The following is a 20,680-nucleotide window of genomic DNA, read 5'->3' as shown; positions in this document are numbered from 1 at the left end:
ACGAATCTGCAGGTACCAGAGCTCTTCACGCGGCTGCGGTAAGTCCCGCGAGGTGAAGTGGACGGACCAGCCATTTCGACTCAACACCCGCGGACCGTACAGGCACGAGGTCAGTGACCGGTCGTGCACAAGCAAGGTCGGACATGATGCCGGCGCCGAGGTCGCGGTCGCGGTCGCGGTCGCCGGAAGCGTGAGCGCTGTGCAGGGCACCGTGCCAGAAGCGGCCTGCCGCAGCGTGCTTGCCCTGGTCAAAGCGGTACCAGCCCACGGTTTGGGAGAGTTGCGCGGCCAAGGCGTGCAGGCGCTGACCGACCGGTTCAGAGTAGTTCTGTGCCTCGATCAGGTCCGTGACGGTCGTCAGATGAGCATCCAGCAGCGTGCGGGTGTGCTGGCGCTGCTCGGTGACCAGGCTGGTGAGCTTATTCCCGGTGGCTTCCAGTAGGTCGACGAGTTCGGCGTCGACAGGTTTGCCGTCCAGGGCGGAGGCCAGGGCCTGCGGTTCGGTGGAGGACCACTGGTGGGCCAGGCCGACCAGGGCGGCGGAGCTGTATGTCAGAAACGTGCGGCGGTCCATGGAGGTTCGCAGAGCCTCTCGGAGAGCGGGAACGGTGCTGTTGGGCCCGAGAGGTATCGAGCTGTCGCGGCCGGGCAGCCAGTTGGGCCAGCCGAGGGCGGCCACGAGGCTCTGGTCGATCTCGAACACGTTGGCGAGGAGCATCTGGGAGTCGTCGTCGGGGGTGGCCCGGTCGTTCTCCCAGACCCACACCCGCTGCCGGTCCACACCGGACCGAAACCCACGCCGCAAGGCGGCCCGCCGTACTCGGCGGGCGAGTTCGGGCTGGGACCATCCGCGCTCGATCCGGGCGTGGGTGAGCGGGTGGCGGATCAGGTCGTCCACGAGGCCATCCCATCATCCTGCGTGACCAGAAGCGTACTGCGAGTAGGGCGGCACTACATCGGCACCACACCCAACTCCTCCCATCGGCCGAACAGTTGAGCTGTACTCCCAGCACTTCCCCGCTGCTGGGGCGGGCCGAGAGCCGGGAGCGGAGGTAAGCGATGAGCGGGTCGAAGAAGGCATCGACGCCGAAAGTGTCCGCAGAGGCGATGGGGACCCCGCAGCCGGGTTCGTTAGGCCTGTGGATCCGAGCTCGAGCATGCAACCGGTGTGCTCGCGAACACCCCCTGTGCGCACTCCTGCATCGGGTGTGGGCGGCCTGAGACTGCGGGACGGCCGCTTCTGGCGCACTCGGTCTCGGCGCACTGCCGGGACCGCCTCTGAGAGGAGATTCGGTGACCGCTCCTATGGTGATTCTGGACTGCTACACCGTCGAGCCCAGCGGTCTGGGTGTGCCGCCGTACCTGTCTGCCTACGTGCGGCAGGCGTATGCGGCGTTGCGCCGGGCCCGCCCCGGTGCGGAGGTTCGGTACGTGACGATCGACGACGTGCGCTGGTGCCTGGCCGGTGGCCGGCCGACGGTGGAGCCGCCGCTGAGCGACCGGTGGACCTACTCGGCGACGGTGAACCGAGACAAGGCCATCGAGCTGCTGCGGGACGCCGAGGCCGTGGTGGTCGTGGCCGGGGACAAGGTGCCCTCGGTTCACCTGCACGCGGTCAACGGCTCGCCCGAGGACATCGCCCGCGCCCTGGCCTGTGTACGCGGCCGACGCTACCTGCTGGGCCCGATGGCCACCTGGACGCTGGCCGAACCCGGCTCGTGGGCGGGGCTGTTCGACGCCGTGCACACCCACACGCTCACCTCCGGCACGCTCGCGCTGGGCAGCCAGGCCCCAGCGCCGTACGAGCAGCTGCGGCACGACCGGGACGGGTTCGGCGAGCTGATCGAGCAGATGCCGTGGAAGCCGGTAGCGGAGCTGGAGCTGTACCGGGGCTGCACCCGCAAGGCGTTCTGCCGGTTCTGCAACGAACCGGGCAAGGCCCCGGCGGTCGCCCACCGCAGTGTCGAGGACGTCCTTTCGGAGGTCGAGCAGCTGTACGCGGCCGGGGTGCGGCACTTCCGGCTCGGGCAGCAGACCTGCTTCTTCTCCTACCAGGGGCGCAGTGAGAAGGCGATCGAGGCGATGCTGGCCGGGATCCGGGAGCGGTGTCCGGAGCTGGAGATGCTGCACATCGACAACGCCGACCCGCTGGCGGTGGCCGCCCCGGTGGGCAAGCGGATCGCCGCGCTGGTCGCCGAGTGGTGCACTGAGGGCAACTGTGCGCCGATGGGGATCGAGTCCTTCGACCCGGTCGTGATCGAACGCAACACACTCACCTGCACCGAAGAGATCCTGCTGCGGGCGGTGGAGCACGTGAACGAGGCCGGCGCCGCCCGCGGGCCGGGCGGGCTGCCCAGGCTCCTGCCCGGACTGAACCTGATCTACGGGCTGCCCGGGGAGTCCCACGCCACGCACCTGGCGAACCTCACCGCCCTGAAGCGGATCTTCGATGCCGGGCTCTGGTGTCACCGCACCAACGTGCGTCTGGCCCGCGCGTTCCCCGGCACCCCGCTGGCGGACGAGGAGGCGGCGCTGGACGGGCTGCCGTCCAAGGAGCACTTCGAGACGTGGAAGGCGGACATCGACTCCATCTGGGACCGGCCGATGAAGCAGCGGGTCTACCCGGCCCGTCTTGAAGTCCCCGGCGTGCACAGCTACTTCGTCGACGAGCGGGGCACCTGGTTCCGCCGCCTGGGCTCCTACGCGATCCAGATCATCGACCCCGACGCCGCGGTCCCGGTCGGGACGCCGGCCGACATCACCGTCACCGGGCACGCCCCCCGCGTCATCTACGGCACCCACCGTGTCCGCTGAAGCGCCGGCGCGGCGGCATGTTGGGGTGCTGCTGCCGTGGGCCAACCAATCTGTCGAGGAGGAGCTGCCTCAACTCGGCGAGCCGGGCACGGTCTTCCACTACGCTCGGCTCGTGCCGGCCTCCCGCACCACCGCTGTCGACGACGCGTTCTGGCACGGGCTGCGAGCCTCCGCCGCCGGCGCGGTGGACTCGCTGCGTCACCTGCCGCTCGAGGCGACCCTGCTGGCGTGCACGTCCGCCGGGTTCACCGGCGGTCCCGCGCTGCCGGGCGGTGTGCTCACCGCGTTCGACGCGCTCACCACGGTGCTGCAGCGCCGCGCCCTGACCCGGATCGTGCTGGCCACGCCCTACCCGGAGCCGGTGACCCTCGCCGAAGGCGACGCCCTTCGCGAGCGCGGCGTCCAGGTCGCGGCGCACGTCAGCCTCGGCCTCACCGACGGCTATCCGGAGATCCCCACCGCGCAGATCCTCGATTTGTGCGCCCGCCTGCCCACGGCATCCGTCGCCGACAGCGACGCGCTCGTCCTCTCCTGCACCGGCTGGCGCACCCTGGCCGCCGCGACCGCCCTGCAGGCCCGGTACGGCGTCCCGGTGGTCTCCTCCAACCTCGCCCTCGCCACCCTCATCCCGTCCGCCGTCCCAGGAGCAGCGCCATGACCGCCAAGGCCTCAACGAAGCCGAGCAGACGCACCGCCGACCAGGTCCTGGCGCTCGTGTCGCACGCGGCCTCGCTCGACGACGTCCGCGCCGAGGTGGAGGCAAACCACGACACCAACCGCTGGTGGCCGCCCTCCATCACCGACCCACGGATGCGGATGCTCGCCGCCGGATGGTCGACCCGCGTCAGCTACCGCATGGTCGACACCTACGCCGCCGTCCTCGACCGCGCCGACAAGCTCGGCTTCGACGCCCTGGCCGACCTCGACGACGACCAGGTCCGCGAACTCACCGCCCCAATCGGCCTGCCCGCGGCCCGCCTGTCCTACCTCCGCTCCCTCGCCGACACCCTCACCCGCTGGGACAAGGACGGCACCGACCCCGCCGCCTGGGGCACCGGACAGTTCATCGCCGTCTTCGCCCGCGACGTGCACGGCGCCTCCTACAAGGTCGCCCAGTGCGCCGCCCTGTACGCCCGCGGCTACCACTGCGGCCTCATCCCCGTCGACTCCGGCATGGTCACCAAACTCGCCCCCGCCCTCGGCTTCACCCTCCCGACCGGCCCTGCCGCCCACGAACACCTGCGCACCCTCCTCGAACACGCCGTCGCCCGCCACACCGAGCCCCTGCGCACGCTCGCCGACAGCTGCGAGGTCACCATCCCGGCCGAGGCCGCACCGACCTGGTTCACCCACCTGACGCTGATCTACTTCAAGCGGCTCTACCTCAACCGGCCGCCCGCACGCCTGTGCTCGCGCCGGCCACTGTGCCCCGACGTGACCGGCTGCGCCCACACCACGACCTGACCGACACAGGGGGCGGTATGCAGCGCACCATCGTGATCGGCAACATCTCCCTCGACCGCATCCACCGCCCCGGGCACCCGGTGGTCCACCAGCTCGGCGGCGCCGCCCTGCATTTGTCCGCCGCGGCCGCCCGCGCCGGCCTGCCCGTCGCCCCGGCCGCCGCCATCGGCGCCGACCTCGCCGATCTACCGGCCGACGTCCGGCTGCCGCCCCTGGACTGGACCTTGCTGCACCATGCCCGCGGCCCCTCGGCCGCGTTCACCATCCACTACGACCAGGCGGGCACCGTCACCGCCGTCGGCAGCGACTTCGGCGCCGCCGACCACCTCACCCACCACGCCCTTCGCCTGATCACCACCCACCCCCGGGCCGCGTTCCACGTCAGCTGCCGCCGCCCCCTCGACGTCCCCACCGTCCTGGCCGCCCTCACCCAGCACGGCTGCACGTTCAGCGCGGACTTCCACCTCCCCAGCGCCCCGCAGCTCATCCCGGCCGCCGCTCCCTGGCTCCCTCACGCCACCACCGTCTTCGTCAACGCCGAAGAGCACGCCATCCTCCAGACCACGAGGCCTGGCCCCCTGCGCGAGCTGGTCGTCACCGACGGCCCCCGCCCCGCCCGCACCCTCGTGAACGGCCGCACCCTGCCGCCCGCCACCCCGCCCCCAGTTCCGACCACCCGGCAGATCACCGGCGCCGGCGACACCGTGGCCGGCACCTACCTCGCCCACCGCGCCCGCGGCATTCCCGCAGCCCCCGCACTCGCCCGCGCCGTCCAGGCCGCCAGCCGCCACATCACCCATGAACCCCTCACGCTCCCCGCCCCACGCCGCGCCCCGTCCTGACCGGCACAAGGAGGCCCCGGTGTACTACGTCGCCCACCGTCTCTTCGCCGCCCACGACCGTGCCCTCGCCGCCGACCTTGCCCATCACCTCACCCTCAAACTCGGCCAGGAGCAGGTCTTCCTCCCCTTCTGCGACACCGACGAGGAGACCCTCGTCGCCGACGTCAAGGGCCGCCGGCTCTTCGAACTCGACCGCGACCGGCTGCGCCACCTGACCGCCCTCATCGCCCTCATCCACGGGCCCAGCCCCGACGACGGCGTGTGCATGGAGATCGGCTACGCCGCCGCCCTCGGCGCGCCCGTGATCCTGGTGACCACCGACTTCCAGGACTACTCCCCCACCCCCGACGGTCCGCACACCGTCTTCCCCGATCCCCTCCTCGACGCCCTCGCCACCCGCATCATCCGCATCCCCCACCTGGGCCCTGTCCCGGACACACCCGGACCCAGCCACTACGCCGACTTCGCCGCCCGCAACCACGCCCAGATCCAGCAGGCCATCACGGCCTGCGTCGAAGCCGCTCTCCACCTCCCCGCCCCCTCCACGCCGACACGGACCGCCCGTGCTGCCGGGACCGTGTACGTCGAGCCCTCCCCCTATACCCCGGCCTCCGGAGGACCTGGTCTGACCGCGCGCGCCGGCATCACAGTCCGGCGTCCGAACCGCTTTACAGCGGATGACCCCGTGGAGACCGCCTGTGCAGACTGGGCGTCCGCCCTGAGCGCAGAACGCGTCCTGGTCGACGCCTCCGGCCCGGAGACACCGCCCGGCGCCGCCCTGCTCATCGGTGGCGCCTGCGCCACCCGCCTTCCGGCTGCCGCGTACCTGCCACGCAGCACCTTCACCCACGCCGCCGGCCGCGAGCCCAACCACCGCAACCTGATGATCCAGTACGGCCTCGATCAGACACTGCGCACCGAGCAGGAGGCAGCCACGTGGCTGAACGGGTGACCGTCGAAGAGATCGCCGCCTACCGCACCGCCGTACTGGAAGGCTGCGACGGCGTCGGCAAGAGCACCCTCGCCCACGTCCTCGTCACCGGGCACGGCTTCGTCACCGTCCACTCCCCCCGCACCCCCGACCACCAGGACCTCGTCAGCCGCTACCGAGACCTCCTCGCCCGCCCCGGCCGGCTCGTCCTGGACCGCAGCTTCCTCAGCGAACTCGTCTACGGCCCCCTCTACCGCGGCCACTCCCGCATCACCTGGAGCCAGGCCCTCGACCTCGCAGAGCTCGTCACCAACCGCGACGGCGTCTTCCTCCACCTCACCGCCCCCACAGCAACCGTCCATGACCGGCTCAAGAACCGGGACGGACAGGCCCCCGCCTTGGAAGAGATCGCCGCCCTCGCCGAGGCATACGAGCGCACCTTCCGCACCCTCGCCGCCCACACGCCCGTCCTTACGTACGACACCGTCTCGAACGCGGTGCGCACCAGTGGCTGAACCCTGCCCGTTTGCTCCCGCCAGACCCCTGCGCCTCGCTAGGGTTCCCCGGAAGTCCGGTACAGCACCGTCAAGGGGAACCAACGTGGACATCACAGAAGCCCAGAAGCTCGCCTGGGAGAACAAACTCGCCAAGGGCTTCAACACCACCGACATCGCACTCGAATTCGGGCTCCTCAACGCCGAGGTCGGCGAAGCGTTCACGGCCTGGCGCAAGGGCCTGCCCGACACCGGCGAGGAACTGGCCGATGTGTTCCTGTACTTGGTTTCGATCGCGCAGATGCAGAACGTCGACCTTGCCGAAGAGGTCGCGCGCAAGATCGAGAAGAATGCGGGCCGTGTCTACACCCCGGGAGATAACGGCACACTCCAGCGCGTGGACGGTTAGACGTGGGCGGGAAGCTGAGCACACGAGGAGTGTGAAGACACAGTGCCACGACGGAAGTTGCTGACAGGCCTGGCCAACACGGCCGTGGCAGCCGCCGATTCCCGCCTCCTCGGAGACAGCTCGCCGGCCGATGAGGCGCCTCTCGGCGAACTGCTGGTGGCCAAGATCAGAGACGTCATGCTCAGCCTCGGGGAAGCCCAGCCGGAGGGCTCAACGCCGACTTCACCCGCGCCCTCGCCGACTTCGACGCCTGCCGCTACGCCGGCCTCGCCATGCGCCCGGCGCACCTGATCCGCGCCGGCCATACGATGACCACCAGCACCGGCGACGTGAGCGACTACGCACTACTCGCCAAGAGCTGCCTGCTGGCCACCCGCATGCTGATCAAACTGGACGAACAGCAGCTCGGCTGGATAGCCGCCGACCGCGCCCGCCAGCTCGCCGAGTCCGGTGGGGATGACCTCGCCGTCGCCGAATCCGCCCGCCAAATCGCCGTGCTGGCGCGAAAGGCCAGCTGGCACGAACAAGCCCTGCGGGAGTGGTGGCAGCGGGGCAAAGCGGAGCAGACGGCCTCCGAGTTGCTGTCGGCGGCGCCCGCCTCGCCAGGCGAGGTCCGCAACCGACCCACGATCCGGCAGATCGTCGGCGACCTCCGGTCCCGTCTCCCCTGCTCGGGGTTCGACCGCGCCGGCTGGCCGACGCACAAGGAGTTGTCGAGGACGAGCTCGCTCGCCGCTCCTGGTCAGTCGTCGTCGCACGCGATGCCCATCTGCTGCGCACCGAAGCACTGCTGTACGTCTATGAGCTGTGGAGGGTGTTCCAGGAGCGTGAGCGCCGCATGCCCGTCGTACTGGTGGGCACTGACCGGCTCTGTGCGGCCCTGCGCCGGCCGATGCTCGCCAGCCTGGAGAGCTGCATCTTCATCTGGCACCGCCTCGCCCCGTGACGGCGAGGGGAAGTTTCCGTCCCGTCAGTCCCGTGGGTCCCGGCATGGGGCGCCGTGGGTGCGAGGGAGTAGCTCGAGGCGTATGGGAAGTGGGCAGGTCAGCCCGTCACCTAAGCAGTCACGGGATTGACGGGACGGAAAGTTCAGCAAGAGGCCCTCAAGTTGTCATGCAGCCCGGACGGCGAGCAGTTGGGCTCGTGTGTAGGTTGCCGTGCTGGGGGCATCGCGCAGGAACTCGAACAGGGCACGCGGTGCCGCGGGCTCGTGGGGGCGTACCGCAGGAGCGGAGATGTCGTCGAGGAGGACGTCGACGAGGCGGGCGAGAGCAAGGCAGCCGCTGCCCGAGTAGCCGTAGCCGATGCCCCAGCCTTCCCGTTCGGGCGCCAACCACAAGGTCTGGTCTTCGGTGCGGATCCAGCAGATCCCGGCGCTGAGGACGAGGGCCGCGAGCGGCGAGCGGGTCGGCAGGCGCTGCAGTGTGTAGGTGAACAGGTCCGTAGCACCAGTGTCCGGGGCACAGCGCAGCACGGGGGTGCTGGCGACGGGGTCGTGGAGGAGGAGGTCGCTGTCGGCCTCGCGACCGTTGTCGAGCAGGACCTTCTCCAACTCTCCACCCTGGTCACGGTCGCGGGAAGCCGCTGAACGGTGGAGGAGACGTTCCAGGGCTCGAAGACCCTGGCCGGACGGGACGAGCACCAGGTCCGCCGCTGGAACTCCTGGCACCGCTGGGTGACCCTGGCTCTGCTCGCGCACGCCTTTCTCGCGGTCACTGCCGCCCTCGAACGCCAAGGCCAGGACCTGCCCGACGACGGAACCATTCCGAACGGACTGATCCCGCTCACCTGCAACGAGATCCAGCGCCTGTTCACCGCCCTGCTCGTTTGGCCTGTCCACGACCTCGCGCACCGATGGCGCTGGTCCACCTGGCGCCGAGGCCACCAAGCCCGCGCACGACGGAGCCACTACCGCCGGCAAGCCGCACTTCAGTCATGAAGATCCACACCTACGGCCGGAGTACTAGCCGATCAGGCAGGAGTGCTGCCTGGCTGCCCTGATTGCAGCTATCTCCGCCCGTTGCGGAGTCAGAGGTGCCGGGTTTGGCATGAGCACCATGACAGGTGGATCCGATCCCGTGGACGCCGATGACGCGGGACGGGCTGAGGAGCGGCGATGACGGTACTGGTGCGGCAAGACGTTCAGGTCCACGTGGACTTCTATGGATTTGCCCTGCAAGAGCATGATGATATGGCCGCGCCTGTCCCATATCCCGAGGAGCGTGCGGAGTCGGACGAGGGCTTATTTCTGACGACCCATGAGATGCGCGTGGACATCGAGAGCGGGGAAGACCATCGTGAAGCATGGGAAGCGCCGGGGGGGGAAGCGGAGATCTGCTCGACGACCGGGCGGTTGTCTATTGAAGCCTGCGGGGGGCCGATGGCGGAGAGCCTTGAGCTGGGCAGCCCCGGCACGTTGTGGAAGATCCGGGTGTACTGCACCGGGCGCGCGGAGGTGGCCCGCCTCGCTCACCTCGAAGTGCCCCGCGGCATCGAACGCTATGTGGTGCAGTTCTGGCCCGCCTCGGCCTGATGCCGAGCGGGGAGGGCGCAGAGCAGGCGCCCTGCCCCTCCCCGCCATGCCTCACTTGATGTTGACCAGGTAGCCGTCCATCTCCTCGCCGTTGTCGAAGCCGTCGAGGATCCGGTTCTTGTTCAGGAACTGGCTCAGAATAATGCCTGCATTGCGGTTGTCGGCTGGCAGCCTTTGAGGAGCCGGCGGAAGAACCGCACCACGGCGCGGGCATCGCGCTTGTTCTGGACCAGGATGTCGAGGACGTTTCCCGTCCTGGTCGACGGCTCGCCACAGGTACCGCATCCGCCCGTTGACCTTGATGAACACCTCGTCCACATGCCACTTGTCCCCGGGCTTCGGCCGTCGGCGGCGCAGCGAAGCGACGTAGACGGGGCCGAAGGCGGCACGCCAGGTGCGGGCCGACTCGTACGAGACCTGGATGCCGCGCTCGAACAGAAGCTCCTCAACCTCCCGGTAGGAGAGCGGGAACCAGTGATACAGCCACACAGCGTGACCGATCACCTCGGCCTGGAAGCGATAGCCCTTGTACGACGGCTATGCCTCGGACTCCACGACCGGCCCCTCCCCACGACGCCCCACCCCAAGATCATCACACGCCACCCGCAACAACTTGACAGCGCCGTTGTGGCGATTCGTCTCTTCACTTGTCGGACCGTCCTGAAGGGGAGGTCTCGTTCACGTCGGCTGCAGGAGGGGTGGGACGGAGCCTCGGCCGGTCTGCGGCCTCAGGCCGTGGCGGTGTCGGTTGCGGTGCCGGCGGCCAGCCAGTGCTCGACGGCAGCGACGTGAACGGTGGAGAGACTGGCGGCGAGTTGGGCGTCTCGGTGGAGGAGTGCCCGCCAGATGGCTTCGTGCTCGCGGTGGGCCTGTTCGCGGGCGGGTGAGTGGTGGGTGCCGCGCACGATGCGCAGTCGCTGGGTGTGGGTGGAGAGGATGCCCAGCAGCGTCGAGAGGACCGGGTTGCCGACGGAGTCGGCGATGGTGCGGTGGAACTCGATGTCGAGCCGGATGAACTCCTCGATGTCCACGTTCGCGGCGCTGAGGTCGAGGATGGCGCGAAGTTCCGCCAGCTGATCCGTGGTCAGCGTTCCTGCCGCGAGGGCGGTAGCCTGCGGTTCGAGCAGGCGCCTGACCTCCAGGAGCTGGTGGGCAGTGTGACCGTGGGAGACATCGGCGGCGAAGGCCAGGGTCTCCAGCAGCAGATGCGGCTCGAGTCCGGAGACGTAGGTGCCGTCTCCCTGCCTGGGGACCAGGATGCGCAGTGCGGTCAGTGCCCGCACAGCTTCGCGGAGGGAGTTGCGGGACAGGCCCAGCTGGTCCGCGAGGTCGGCCTCGTTCGGCAGTCGGCATCCGGGTTGAAGCGCTCCGGAGACGATCATTTCCTTGATCTTCTCGATGGCCAGATCCGTCACCGCCATGACGTCGCCTCCTGTGCTGTCGCGACCGCGGGCATGCGGAGCGCCTCTCTTCGGTCTACGTGGGACGGGGACAGCCGAGGCGGTGCGGCCAGGTACCCGACCCGGCTGGTCCGCACCGCCTCGGCGGCTTCAGTTGGGCAGGCTCGTCACTCCTGCTTCTCACCGGAGGCGAAGCGGGAGATGATCAGAGCGACGATGATGATCGCGCCGTTGAGGAACTGGTTCCACAGCGGCGGTACCCCGGCGAGGGTCATGACGTTGACCACGAGCTGGAGGGTCAGGACGCCGGTGAGGGCACCGAAGAGGGTGCCGCGGCCGCCGTTGAGGCTGACGCCGCCGATGACGGTGGCGGCGAACACCTGGAAGATCCAGCCGTTGCCCTGGTCTGCGGAGATGGAGCCGTAGTGGCCGGTGTAAAGGACGCCGGCGAAGGCGGCGAGCAGGCTGCCGAGGATCAGCACGGTCCAGGTGATCCGGTCGACCCGGATACCGGCGGCACGGGCGGCCTCGGCGTTGCCGCCGATCGCGTACAGGGCGCGGCCGTGCCGCAGCCAGGCGAGGGCGCTGCCGCCGGCCAGGAACAGCAGGGCGCAGATCCAGATCGCCGCGGGGACGCCGATCCAGCTGGTGCTGCCCAGGTAGGTGAAGGAGCCGGGCAGGCTGACGATCGACTGGCCCTGGGAGATGGCGACTTGGAGGCCGCGCAGCAGGGTGAGCGCGCCGAGGGTGACGATGAAGCCGTTGAGGCGCAGCTTGAGGATCAGGAAGCCGTTGATCGCGCCGATCAGCGCGCCTACCGCCAGGCACAGCGGGATGGCCGTCCAGCTGGGGAAGAGCCCGAGGCCGTTGAACCGGGCGCCGTGGTCGGGCAGGACGAGCCAGACGGCGATGACTGGGGCGACGCCGATGGTGGACTCGAGGGAGAGGTCCATCCGGCCGGCGATCAGGATCAGGGCCTCGGCCAGTACCAACAGGCTCAGCTCGGTGGCCTGCTGGCCGACGCCGAGGAGGTTGTCGGAGGTGAGGAAGGCTGGCGAGACGGCGAAGCCGATGACGCCCAGGACGAGCAGGACCGGCACCAGCGAGAGGTCGCGGTAGCGGGCCAGGTCGAAGCGGCGCCCGGCGGGGGCGGGGACGGCGGTCGCGGAGCGCTCGCGGACCTCAGTGGTGGGAGACATTGCTTTCCTTCGTGTCGGTCGGGCCGGCCATGCCCTCCATGGCTGCGACCAGCTGTTCGTCGCTCCAGCCGTGGGCGAACTCGGCGACCACGCGGCCGTGGAACATAGCCACGACCCGGTCGCAGACCCGCAGGTCGTCGAGTTCGTCGGACACGATCAGGGCGGTCTTCCCGCTGTCGGCCACCTCGCGGACGGTGCCGAGCAAGGATTCCTTGGACTTGACGTCGACGCCGTTGGTGGGGCGGATGGCGACCAGGACGTGCGGCTCGGTGGCCAGCGCGCGGGCGATGACGACCTTCTGCTGGTTGCCGCCGGACAGCGCGGAGACGGGCGTCGCGGGCCCGGGGGTTTTGATGTCGAGGTCGCTGATCACGCGCTGGGCGAAGGCCCGGGTGCGCGAGGGCAGGACGGTGCCGTACGGGCCGAGCTGGTCGGTGACGGTGAGGGTGGCGTTCTCGGCGACGCTGCGCTGCGGGACGAGTCCTTGGATGTGCCGGTCCTCGGGGACGAAGCCGATGCCGGCCGCGAGGGCGGCTGGGACTCGGCCGGTGCGTACCGGCCGCCCGGCGACGGTGACCGTGCCGGTCTGCGGGCGGTGCAGGCCGGCGAGGGACTCGCCGAGCTGGACATTGCCGCTGGCGGCGGCCCCGGCAAGGCCGACGACCTCTCCGGCCCTCGCCGTGAGAGTGATGTCCTGGTAGGCGCCGGCCAGGGTCAGGCCTGCGACGTCGAGCAACGTGCCGCCTTCGTTCCGGGCCTGACCGCGGATCGACCAGGTCGGTTCGGTGCCACGGGCGGTCTCCCCGGTCATCGCCTCCACCAGGGCCTGCTGACCGAGTTCGGCGACGGGTGCGGTGATGATGTGCCGGGCGTCACGGTAGACGGTGACGGTGGTGCAGAGCTCGTAGACCTCCTGCAGGTGGTGCGAGATGAAGAGGAACGCGACACCCTGCTGCTGGAGTTCGCGCAGCTTGTCGAAGAGCTTCTCGATGCCGCGGGCGTCGAGCTTGGCGGTGGGCTCGTCGAGGATGATGAAGCGGGCGCCGAAGGACAGCGCCCGGGCGATCTCGACGAACTGGCGCTGCTCGACCGTCAGATCCTCGGCACGGGCGGTCGGGTCGACGTCGACCCCGTATTCGGCGAGGAGTTCGGTGGCGCGCAGGCGCAGCTGCTTCCAGCTGATCGGACGCAGCGCCCCGGTGCTCTGCCGGTCCAGGAAGAGGTTCTCGGCGACGGTCAGGGCGGGAATGATGGTGGAGCGCTGGTAGACGCAGGCGACCCTGGAGCGCCAGGCGTCGGTGTCGCCGGGGGCCGGTGCCGGCTCGCCGTTGAAACTCAGGGTGCCGGTGTCGGGGTTCTGCAGGCCGGTGAGGATCGAGACGAGCGTGGACTTGCCCGCGCCGTTGCGGCCGACCAGGGCGTGCGACTCGCCGGGCGCTACCTGGATGCGGGCGTCGCTCAGCGCGATCGTGGCGCCGAAGCGCTTGCTGATTCCGTCGGCCTCGACGACGGGGCCCGGGACGGGGCTGGGGTCCGCCATGGCGGGGTGTCCTTTCGCGGGTTCCGTGAGCGGCGGCTTCGCCGGCGGTGGGCCGGCCTGCCGCCGCTCACGGCTGGTGGTGGGGACTACTTGCTGACGTTGTTGCCCCAGAGGGTCTTGTCGTCGACGTTGTCCTTGGTCACCAGCGGCGCCGGGAGCTGGTCCTCCAGGCCGTTCGGCAGCTGGATGATGGTCGACTGGTGGTCGGTCGGGCCGGGCTGGAAGGTCTTGCCCTCGGCCGCGGCCTGCGCGTAGTAGAGGGCGTACTTGGCATACAGGTCGGCGGGCTGCGAGACGGTGGCGTCGATGTCGCCCTTGCGGATCGCGTCGAACTCCTGCGGGATGCCGTCGTTGGAGATGATCGCGATGTGACCCGGCTGCCCGGCGGGCTTGAGCAGGCCCTTCTGCTTGAGCAGGGCGAGGGTGGGCTGCAGGAAGACACCGCCGGCCTGCATGTAGATGCCGTTCAGGTCCGGGTTGGCGGCCAGGGTGGACTGGAGTTTGGCGGAGGCGACGTCGCCCTTCCAGTCGGTGGCCAGCTCGATCACCTGGATGCCGGGGAACTTCTCCTTCATGCACGCGGCGAACGCCTCGGAGCGGTCGCGGCCGTTGATGGAGCTCAGTGCGCCCTGGAGCTCGGCGACCTTGCCCTTCCCGCCCAGCTGCTTGCCCAGGAACTCACAGGCCTTGGTGCCGTACGCCTTGTTGTCGGCGCGTACCACCATGTACACGTTGCCCTTGTCGGGGCGGGTGTCGACGCTGACCACCGGGATCTTCTTGGCGGAGAGCTGGTCGAGGGTGGAGGCGATGGCACCGGTGTCCTGCGGGGCCATGACGACGGCCTTCGCGCCGGTGTTCTGGAAGACCTGGACGTTGGCGACGAGCTTGGTGACGTCGTTCTGCGAGTTGCTCACCGGCAGGGTGTTCAGGCCCTGGGCGGAGGCGTCCTGCTTGATGTACTGCGCGTAGGAGTTCCAGAAGTCGGAGTCCGCGCGGGGCAGGTCGATGCCGAGTGCCGGCTTGCCGCCGGCCGCGGACGCGTTCGAGTCACTGCCGCGGTTGCAGGCCGTGGCGAACCCCGCCAGGACGACCACGGTAGCGGCCGTGGCCGCGATTCTGGAGGAGCGAAGCTTCATGGTGCTGATCTCCTTGGCTATGGCCGGGCTCCATGGGGCGGTGGGGAGCGGGTAGGCCAGCATGCCGGGACGGGGCGTCGTGCCCGTTCCGATGGGCTGAATCAGGGAGGCTTCGGTACCGGGTGGCCGCCGGCCCTCATCCGAGCGTCCAGCCGGTACCGGCCTGAGCGGTACTTGGAGGGCCAGAACCGCTCGTGTGAACCGCAATCATCGGAGTGGTTGCGGTAACGAGGACGATACGAGCCTGACATCAGGCTGACAAGGGGAGACCTCGGATGAATCACAACCGTGACTTTCAGCCTTCAGACCCTTGCCCGACTGACGTGTAGCCCCGGCCTGATCTGCGGCTTTTGACTGGCATCCCTACGGTGCGGCAGAAACATCGGAGGACTTCTTGCAGTTCGGGGTAGTCACTCGTATGGTCGTCGCACCGAATATTCATCCGATGTGTCGACGGTCGAGGGCATTGGCCCTCAGGCCGACGGGAGGCCAGACATGAAGCTGATGCGGATCGGAGCGCCTGGAGCGGAGACTCCGGCGGTCCGCACCGACGACGGTGGGACGTTTGCTCTCTCGGGCCTGACCCGCGACATCGACGGGGAGTTCCTCGCCGCCGGCGGCGTCGACAAGGTCCGGATCGCCCTGGCCGAGGGCTCACTGCCGCGCCTCGACGCGGCGGGCCTGCGGATCGGCGCACCCGTCGCCCGCCCGGGCAAGGTGGTATGCGTCGGTCTCAACTACCGCGACCACGCCGAGGAGACGGGCGCCGCCATTCCGGGCCGGCCGGTGGTCTTCATGAAGGACGCCTCCACCGTCTCGGGGCCGTGCGACCCGGTACCGATTCCCCGCGGCTCCACCAAGACCGACTGGGAGGTCGAACTCGCGGTCGTCATCGGCCGCGAGGCCCGCTACCTGAGCGATCCCTCCGAGGCGGCCGCCTGCATCGCCGGCTACGCGATCAGCAACGACGTCTCCGAGCGCGAGTTCCAGCTCGAGTACTCCGCCCAGTGGGACCTCGGCAAGTCGTGCGAGGGGTTCAACCCGCTCGGCCCCTGGCTGGTCACCCCCGACGAGGTCGGTGACCCGCAGACGCTGGACCTTCGGCTGGACGTCAACGACGTCACGCGCCAGAACGGCAACACCAAGAACATGATCTTCGACGTCGCGTACCTGGTCTGGTACCTGAGTCAGTACATGGTGCTGCGCCCCGGTGACGTCATCAACACCGGCACCCCGGCCGGCGTGGCCCTGGGCCTGCCCGGCACCCCCTACCTGCGCGAGGGAGACACCGTCGAACTGACCATCGACGGCCTCGGCACCCAGCGCCAGACGTTCTCCAACGCGTGAAAGGCACCACGTTGCCCACAAGCACAGCGCGGATCACCGCCGTCGACACCTACGACATCCGCTTCCCCACCTCGCGGGAGCTGGACGGCTCCGACGCGATGAACCCCGACCCCGACTACTCCGCCGCCTACGTCGTCCTGCGCACCTCCGCAGGCGGCCACGAAGGCCACGGCTTCACCTTCACCATCGGCCGTGGCAACGACGTCCAGGTCGCCGCCATCGACGCGCTGCGCGAGCACATCGTCGGCCGGCCGGTCGCCGAGCTGTGCGCCGACCCCGGCTCCATCTACCGCGACCTGATCGGCGACAGCCAACTGCGCTGGCTCGGCCCCGAGAAGGGCGTGATGCACATGGCCATCGGCGCCGTCATCAACGCGGTCTGGGACCTCGCGGCCAAGCGCGAGGGCAAGCCGCTGTGGCAGCTGCTCGCCGACGCCGACCCCGCGTGGCTGGTCTCCCAGGTCGACTTCCGCTACATCGCCGACGCCCTCTCGCCCGACGAGGCCCTCGAGCTGCTCACCAAAGGCAAGCAGGGCGCCGACGAGCGCGCCGCCCACCTGCGGCGGCGCGGCTACCCCGCCTACACCACCTCGCCCGGCTGGCTCGGCTACTCCGACGAAAAGCTCACCCGCCTCGCCACGCAGGCGGTGGCCGACGGCTTCACCCAGATCAAGCTGAAGGTCGGTGCCGACCTGACGGACGACATCCGCCGCTGCCGCACCGCCCGCGAAGCCGTCGGCCCGAACATCCGGATGGCGATCGACGCCAACCAGCGCTGGAACATCGCCGAGGCCATCGAGTGGACCAACTCGCTCGCCGAGTTCGACCCGTACTGGATCGAGGAACCCACCAGCCCCGACGACGTGCTCGGCCATGCCGCCGTCCGGCTGGGCGTCCACCCGGTCAAGGTCGCCACCGGCGAGCACGTACAGAACCGGATCATCTTCAAGCAGCTGCTCCAGGCGGGCGCCATCGACGTCCTCCAGCTGGACTCCGCGCGCGTGGGTGGCGTCAACGAGAACCTGGCGATCCTGCTGCTGGCCGCCAAGTTCGGCGTCCCGGTCTGCCCGCACGCCGGCGGGGTGGGCCTGTGCGAGCTGGTCCAGCACCTGTCGATGTTTGACTACATCGCCCTGTCCGGGACGGTCGAAGACCGGGTCATCGAGTTCGTCGACCACCTCCACCAGCACTTCCTGGACCCGGTGGTGATCGATGGCGGCCACTACCGGGCACCCACCGTGCCGGGCTTCTCCGCCACCATGTACCAGGCCACCATCGACACCTTCAGCTACCCCGACGGCACGTTCTGGGCTGCCGACCTGGCCCGCACGGATACGGAGGAGCGCTCATGACCACCGACCTCGACGGGCTCACTGCCCTGGTCACCGGCGGTGCCTCCGGCATCGGCCTGGCCACCGCCCGACTGCTCAGCGAGCGCGGAGCCGACGTCGCCGTCCTGGACCTCGACCCCAGCGGCGTCCATGCCCCGCTGCGCGGCTTCACCGCCGACGTCGCCGACGACCAGTCCGTGCGTGCGGCCGTTCACGCGGCGGCCGAAGCACTCGGCGGGATCGACATTCTGGTCAACAACGCCGGTATCGGCGCGGCCGGGACCGTGGAGGACAACCCGGACGAGCAGTGGCACCGGGTCCTGGACGTCAACGTGCTCGGCATCGTCCGCACCACCCGCGCCGCCCTGCCGTACCTGCGCCGCTCCGCCGCCGCCTCCGTGATCAACACCTGCTCCATCGCCGCCACCGCCGGACTGCCGCAGCGCGCGCTGTACTCGGCGAGCAAGGGCGCCGTCCTCTCGCTCACCCTGGCCATGGCCGCCGACCACATCCGCGAGGGCATCCGCGTCAACTGCGTCAACCCGGGTACCGTCGACACCCCGTGGGTCGGACGGCTGCTGGAGGCCGCCGCCGACCCGGCCGCCGAACGCGCCGCCCTCGACGCCCGCCAGCCCACCGGACGCCTGGTCACCGCCGAGGAGGTGGCCGCCGCCATCGCCTACCTCGCCTCCCCCGCCTCCGGTTCGGTCACCGGCACCGCGCTCGCCGTGGACGGCGGCATGGCCGGCCTGCGCCTGCGCCCTGTCGAACGGTGAGCACCATGGACGCACCTCACATCCGGCTCGGCCGCAGCGCCGTGACCACCACCCGCCTCGCCTTCGGCGGCGCGGCACTCGGCAACCTCTTCACCCCCATCCGCCATGCCACGGCCGAGGCCGCCGTCGAGGCCGCCTGGCAGGCCGGAATCCGCGCCTTCGACACCGCCCCGCACTACGGGCTGGGCCTGTCCGAGATCCGCCTCGGCGCCGCGCTGCGCGAGCGGCCACGCGCCAGGTACACACTCTCCACCAAGGTCGGACGAATCCTCGAACCGCTCCCCGCGCCTGCGGGCGACGACCTCGCCAACGGCTTCGCCGTCCCCGCCACCCACCGCCGCCGGTGGGACTTCAGCGCCGACGGCATACGGCGCAGCCTGGAGGAGAGCCTGGAGAGGCTCGGCCTGGACCGCGTCGACGTGGTCTACCTGCACGACCCGGACGACCACCTGGCACAGGCCCTGGACGAGGCCTACCCCGCGCTGGAGCGGCTGCGCTCGGAGGGCGTGGTCGGGGCCATCGGGGCCGGAATGAACCACTCTGCTCCGCTCGCCCGCTTTGTGCGGGAGACCGACATGGATGTGGTGCTGCTGGCCGGCCGCTACACGCTGCTGGACCAGTCGGCGCTGGCCGACCTGCTGCCCGCCGCGGCCGAGCGCGGGGTGTCCGTGGTGGTCGGCGGGGTGTTCAACTCCGGTCTGCTGGCGGATCCCAGGCCGGGGGCGACGTTCGACTACGCGGCGGCGCCGCCGGAGCTGGTGGACCGGGCGCTGAAGATGCAGCAGGTGTGCGAGCGGCACGACGTGCCGCTGCGGGTCGTGGCCGTACGCTTCGCTCTCTGGCATCCCGCGGTGGCGAGCGTGCTGGTGGGGGCGCGCAGCGCAGGCGAGATCATTGACGCGGCCGAGCAGCTCGACACGCCGATTCCGACCGCCCTCTGGGACGACCTGCGCGACAGCGGCCAGCTGCCGGCCGACGCTCCCGTACCGGAAGGCGGTGAGCGGTGAGGATCGCGCTGTTCATTACGTGCTTCAACGACACCATGTTCCCGGACACCGGCAAGGCCGTGGTGCGCGTGCTGGAGCGGCTCGGCCACCGGGTGGAGTTCCCCGAGGCTCAGACCTGCTGCGGGCAGATGCACTTCAACACCGGCTACCGGCCGGACGCCGTGCCACTGGTCAGCGGTTTCGCCCGCGTGTTCGGCGAGTACGACGCCGTCGTCACCCCGTCCGCCTCCTGCGCGGGCATGGTGCGGGACAACCACCTGGTGCTGGCCGAGCAGTACGGCCACGACCGGCTGCGCCGCGAGGTCGCCGAACTCGTCCCCAGGGTCCATGAGTTCACCGAGTTCCTGACCGATGTCCTGAAGATCGAGGACGTCGGCGCTTCGTTTCCCCACAGGGTCGCCTACCACCCCACCTGTCACTCCCTGCGGGGGCTTCGCCTCGGCGACCGGCCCGAGCGGCTGCTGCGCGCGGTCCGCGGGCTGGAGCTGATCGACCTCCAACGGGCGGACTCCTGCTGCGGCTTCGGCGGCACCTTCGCCGTGAAGAACGCCGACACCTCGGCGGCCATGCTGGCCGACAAGACGGCCGAGGTCACGGCGGCCGGCGTCGACGTGCTGTGCGCCGCGGACAACTCCTGCCTGATGCACATCGGCGGCGGCCTCTCCCGGCTGAGCTCGCCTGCACGCACTATGCACCTGGCCGAGATCCTGGCCACCACCGAAGGAGGCCGGAAATGACGGGAGCGATGGGCGAGCGCGGCGTGGTGTTCCTGGGCAGCCCCGCCTTCCCGGACGCCGCCCGCACGGCTCTTGCCGACGACCGGCTGCGGGCGAACCTGCGGCGCGCGACGACCACCATCCGCGACAGGCGGCTGGCCGTCACCGGAGAGCTGGACGACTGGGAGGAGTTGCGGACCGCAGGCGAGGCGATCAAGCGCCACACTCTCCGTCATCTCCCCTACTACCTTGAGCGGCTGGAGGAGTCGATCACGGCAGCCGGCGGCACCGTGCACTGGGCGGCCGACGCGGCCCAGGCGAACCGGATCGTCACCGAGCTGGTTCGGGCCACCGGCGAGAGCGAGGTGGTCAAGATCAAGTCGATGACCACCCAGGAGATCGGCCTCAACGAGGCCCTCGCCGAGGCCGGTATCACCGCCTGTGAGACCGACCTGGCGGAGCTGATCGTCCAGCTCGGCGACGACCGGCCCTCACACATCCTGGTCCCCTCCATCCACAAGGCCCGCGGCGAGATCCGCGACCTGTTCACCGCCGAGATGGGGAACTGGGGCCGCCCGGCCCCCGAGGGGCTCACCGAGGAGCCCGCGGCCCTGGCCGAGGCCGCCCGTCTGCACCTGCGGGAGAAGTTCCTGCGCGCCAAGGTCGCCGTGTCCGGCGCCAACTTCGCCTGCGCCGACACCGGCACCGTTGCCCTCGGACTCCACGACGGCGACGGTGCCG

General features: G+C 70.0%; 21 protein-coding genes and 2 pseudogenes. 15 read left to right on the top strand and 8 right to left on the bottom strand.

What is annotated here, in order from left to right; genetic code table 11:
- Positions 1–25: 25 nt before the first annotated feature.
- Complete coding sequence (locus ACWD35_RS40845; RefSeq protein WP_451356418.1) at positions 26–898, bottom strand: hypothetical protein; 873 nt, start codon at positions 896–898, stop codon at positions 26–28.
- A 395-nt stretch (positions 899–1,293) separates the two neighbouring features.
- On the opposite strand from ACWD35_RS40845, the gene ACWD35_RS40840 reads away from it, so the two are divergent.
- The 7 genes from ACWD35_RS40840 to ACWD35_RS40810 all read left to right on the top strand — a co-directional run bounded on the left by ACWD35_RS40840 (position 1,294) and on the right by ACWD35_RS40810 (position 6,954).
- Complete coding sequence (locus ACWD35_RS40840) at positions 1,294–2,814, top strand: radical SAM protein (protein ID WP_451356417.1); 1,521 nt, start codon at positions 1,294–1,296, stop codon at positions 2,812–2,814.
- The gene (locus ACWD35_RS40835; protein WP_451356416.1) at positions 2,804–3,472 is read left to right on the top strand and encodes an aspartate racemase/maleate isomerase family protein; all 669 of its coding nucleotides are present in this window, start codon (positions 2,804–2,806) and stop codon (positions 3,470–3,472) included. The genes ACWD35_RS40840 and ACWD35_RS40835 overlap by 11 nt, the downstream gene beginning before the upstream one ends.
- Positions 3,469–4,278, top strand: a complete 810-nt coding sequence (locus ACWD35_RS40830; protein ID WP_451356415.1) for a hypothetical protein — start codon at positions 3,469–3,471, stop codon at positions 4,276–4,278. Before ACWD35_RS40835 ends, ACWD35_RS40830 begins: the two co-directional genes overlap by 4 nt.
- 17 nt (positions 4,279–4,295) lie before the next feature.
- Positions 4,296–5,120, top strand: coding sequence for a PfkB family carbohydrate kinase (locus tag ACWD35_RS40825; protein WP_451356414.1), 825 nt, complete (start codon positions 4,296–4,298; stop codon positions 5,118–5,120).
- Between the two features lie 19 nt (positions 5,121–5,139).
- On the top strand, positions 5,140–6,072 hold the full coding sequence (locus tag ACWD35_RS40820) for a nucleoside 2-deoxyribosyltransferase (protein ID WP_451356413.1): 933 nt from the start codon (positions 5,140–5,142) through the stop codon (positions 6,070–6,072).
- Positions 6,057–6,566, top strand: a complete 510-nt coding sequence (locus ACWD35_RS40815) for a hypothetical protein (RefSeq protein ID WP_451356412.1) — start codon at positions 6,057–6,059, stop codon at positions 6,564–6,566. The genes ACWD35_RS40820 and ACWD35_RS40815 overlap by 16 nt, the downstream gene beginning before the upstream one ends.
- Positions 6,567–6,651: 85 nt before the next feature.
- Positions 6,652–6,954, top strand: coding sequence for a hypothetical protein (locus ACWD35_RS40810; RefSeq protein ID WP_451356411.1), 303 nt, complete (start codon positions 6,652–6,654; stop codon positions 6,952–6,954).
- A gap of 344 nt (positions 6,955–7,298) precedes the next feature.
- Here ACWD35_RS40810 and ACWD35_RS40805 read toward each other — a convergent pair whose 3' ends face one another.
- The gene (locus ACWD35_RS40805) at positions 7,299–7,475 is read right to left on the bottom strand and encodes a hypothetical protein (RefSeq protein ID WP_451356410.1); all 177 of its coding nucleotides are present in this window, start codon (positions 7,473–7,475) and stop codon (positions 7,299–7,301) included.
- Positions 7,476–8,065: 590 nt separating this feature from the next.
- Entirely contained in the window at positions 8,066–8,506 is a 441-nt protein-coding gene (locus ACWD35_RS40800) for a hypothetical protein (RefSeq protein WP_451356409.1), read from the bottom strand.
- Between ACWD35_RS40800 and ACWD35_RS40795 the strand changes: the two are divergent.
- A pseudogene (locus ACWD35_RS40795) lies at positions 8,507–8,893 on the top strand (IS701 family transposase); the annotation flags it as partial.
- A gap of 177 nt (positions 8,894–9,070) precedes the next feature.
- Positions 9,071–9,487, top strand: coding sequence for a hypothetical protein (locus ACWD35_RS40790; protein ID WP_451356408.1), 417 nt, complete (start codon positions 9,071–9,073; stop codon positions 9,485–9,487).
- 173 nt (positions 9,488–9,660) lie between these two features.
- Here the strand turns inward: ACWD35_RS40790 and ACWD35_RS40785 are convergent.
- From ACWD35_RS40785 to ACWD35_RS40765, 5 genes and pseudogenes are all read right to left on the bottom strand, one after another.
- Positions 9,661–9,991 (bottom strand): annotated as a pseudogene (locus tag ACWD35_RS40785) (IS6 family transposase); the annotation flags it as partial.
- Between the two features lie 224 nt (positions 9,992–10,215).
- Complete coding sequence (locus tag ACWD35_RS40780; RefSeq protein ID WP_451356407.1) at positions 10,216–10,908, bottom strand: FadR/GntR family transcriptional regulator; 693 nt, start codon at positions 10,906–10,908, stop codon at positions 10,216–10,218.
- A 146-nt stretch (positions 10,909–11,054) separates the two neighbouring features.
- Entirely contained in the window at positions 11,055–12,086 is a 1,032-nt protein-coding gene (locus tag ACWD35_RS40775) for an ABC transporter permease (protein WP_451356406.1), read from the bottom strand.
- Positions 12,070–13,626, bottom strand: coding sequence for a sugar ABC transporter ATP-binding protein (locus ACWD35_RS40770; protein ID WP_451356405.1), 1,557 nt, complete (start codon positions 13,624–13,626; stop codon positions 12,070–12,072). The genes ACWD35_RS40775 and ACWD35_RS40770 overlap by 17 nt, the downstream gene beginning before the upstream one ends.
- A gap of 86 nt (positions 13,627–13,712) precedes the next feature.
- Entirely contained in the window at positions 13,713–14,762 is a 1,050-nt protein-coding gene (locus ACWD35_RS40765) for a sugar ABC transporter substrate-binding protein (protein WP_451356404.1), read from the bottom strand.
- Between the two features lie 495 nt (positions 14,763–15,257).
- On the opposite strand from ACWD35_RS40765, the gene ACWD35_RS40760 reads away from it, so the two are divergent.
- From ACWD35_RS40760 to ACWD35_RS40735, 6 genes are all read left to right on the top strand, one after another.
- Positions 15,258–16,109: a fumarylacetoacetate hydrolase family protein gene (locus tag ACWD35_RS40760; protein ID WP_451356403.1), complete on the top strand. Its 852-nt coding sequence runs from the start codon at positions 15,258–15,260 to the stop codon at positions 16,107–16,109.
- Positions 16,110–16,120: 11 nt separating this feature from the next.
- On the top strand, positions 16,121–17,461 hold the full coding sequence (locus ACWD35_RS40755; protein ID WP_451356402.1) for an L-fuconate dehydratase: 1,341 nt from the start codon (positions 16,121–16,123) through the stop codon (positions 17,459–17,461).
- Positions 17,458–18,216, top strand: coding sequence for an SDR family NAD(P)-dependent oxidoreductase (locus ACWD35_RS40750; RefSeq protein ID WP_451356401.1), 759 nt, complete (start codon positions 17,458–17,460; stop codon positions 18,214–18,216). The genes ACWD35_RS40755 and ACWD35_RS40750 overlap by 4 nt, the downstream gene beginning before the upstream one ends.
- A 5-nt stretch (positions 18,217–18,221) precedes the next feature.
- Entirely contained in the window at positions 18,222–19,223 is a 1,002-nt protein-coding gene (locus tag ACWD35_RS40745; protein ID WP_451356400.1) for an aldo/keto reductase, read from the top strand.
- Positions 19,220–19,960, top strand: a complete 741-nt coding sequence (locus ACWD35_RS40740; protein ID WP_451356399.1) for a (Fe-S)-binding protein — start codon at positions 19,220–19,222, stop codon at positions 19,958–19,960. The genes ACWD35_RS40745 and ACWD35_RS40740 overlap by 4 nt, the downstream gene beginning before the upstream one ends.
- A partial coding sequence (locus tag ACWD35_RS40735; protein ID WP_451356398.1) for an LUD domain-containing protein occupies positions 19,957–20,680 on the top strand: 724 nt, incomplete at its 3' end. The genes ACWD35_RS40740 and ACWD35_RS40735, both read left to right, overlap by 4 nt.

This window comes from Streptomyces sp. NPDC002671 (assembly GCF_053592475.1).
Note: the sequence above shows the minus strand (reverse complement) of the source record. Positions and strands in the feature narration are given on the sequence as shown.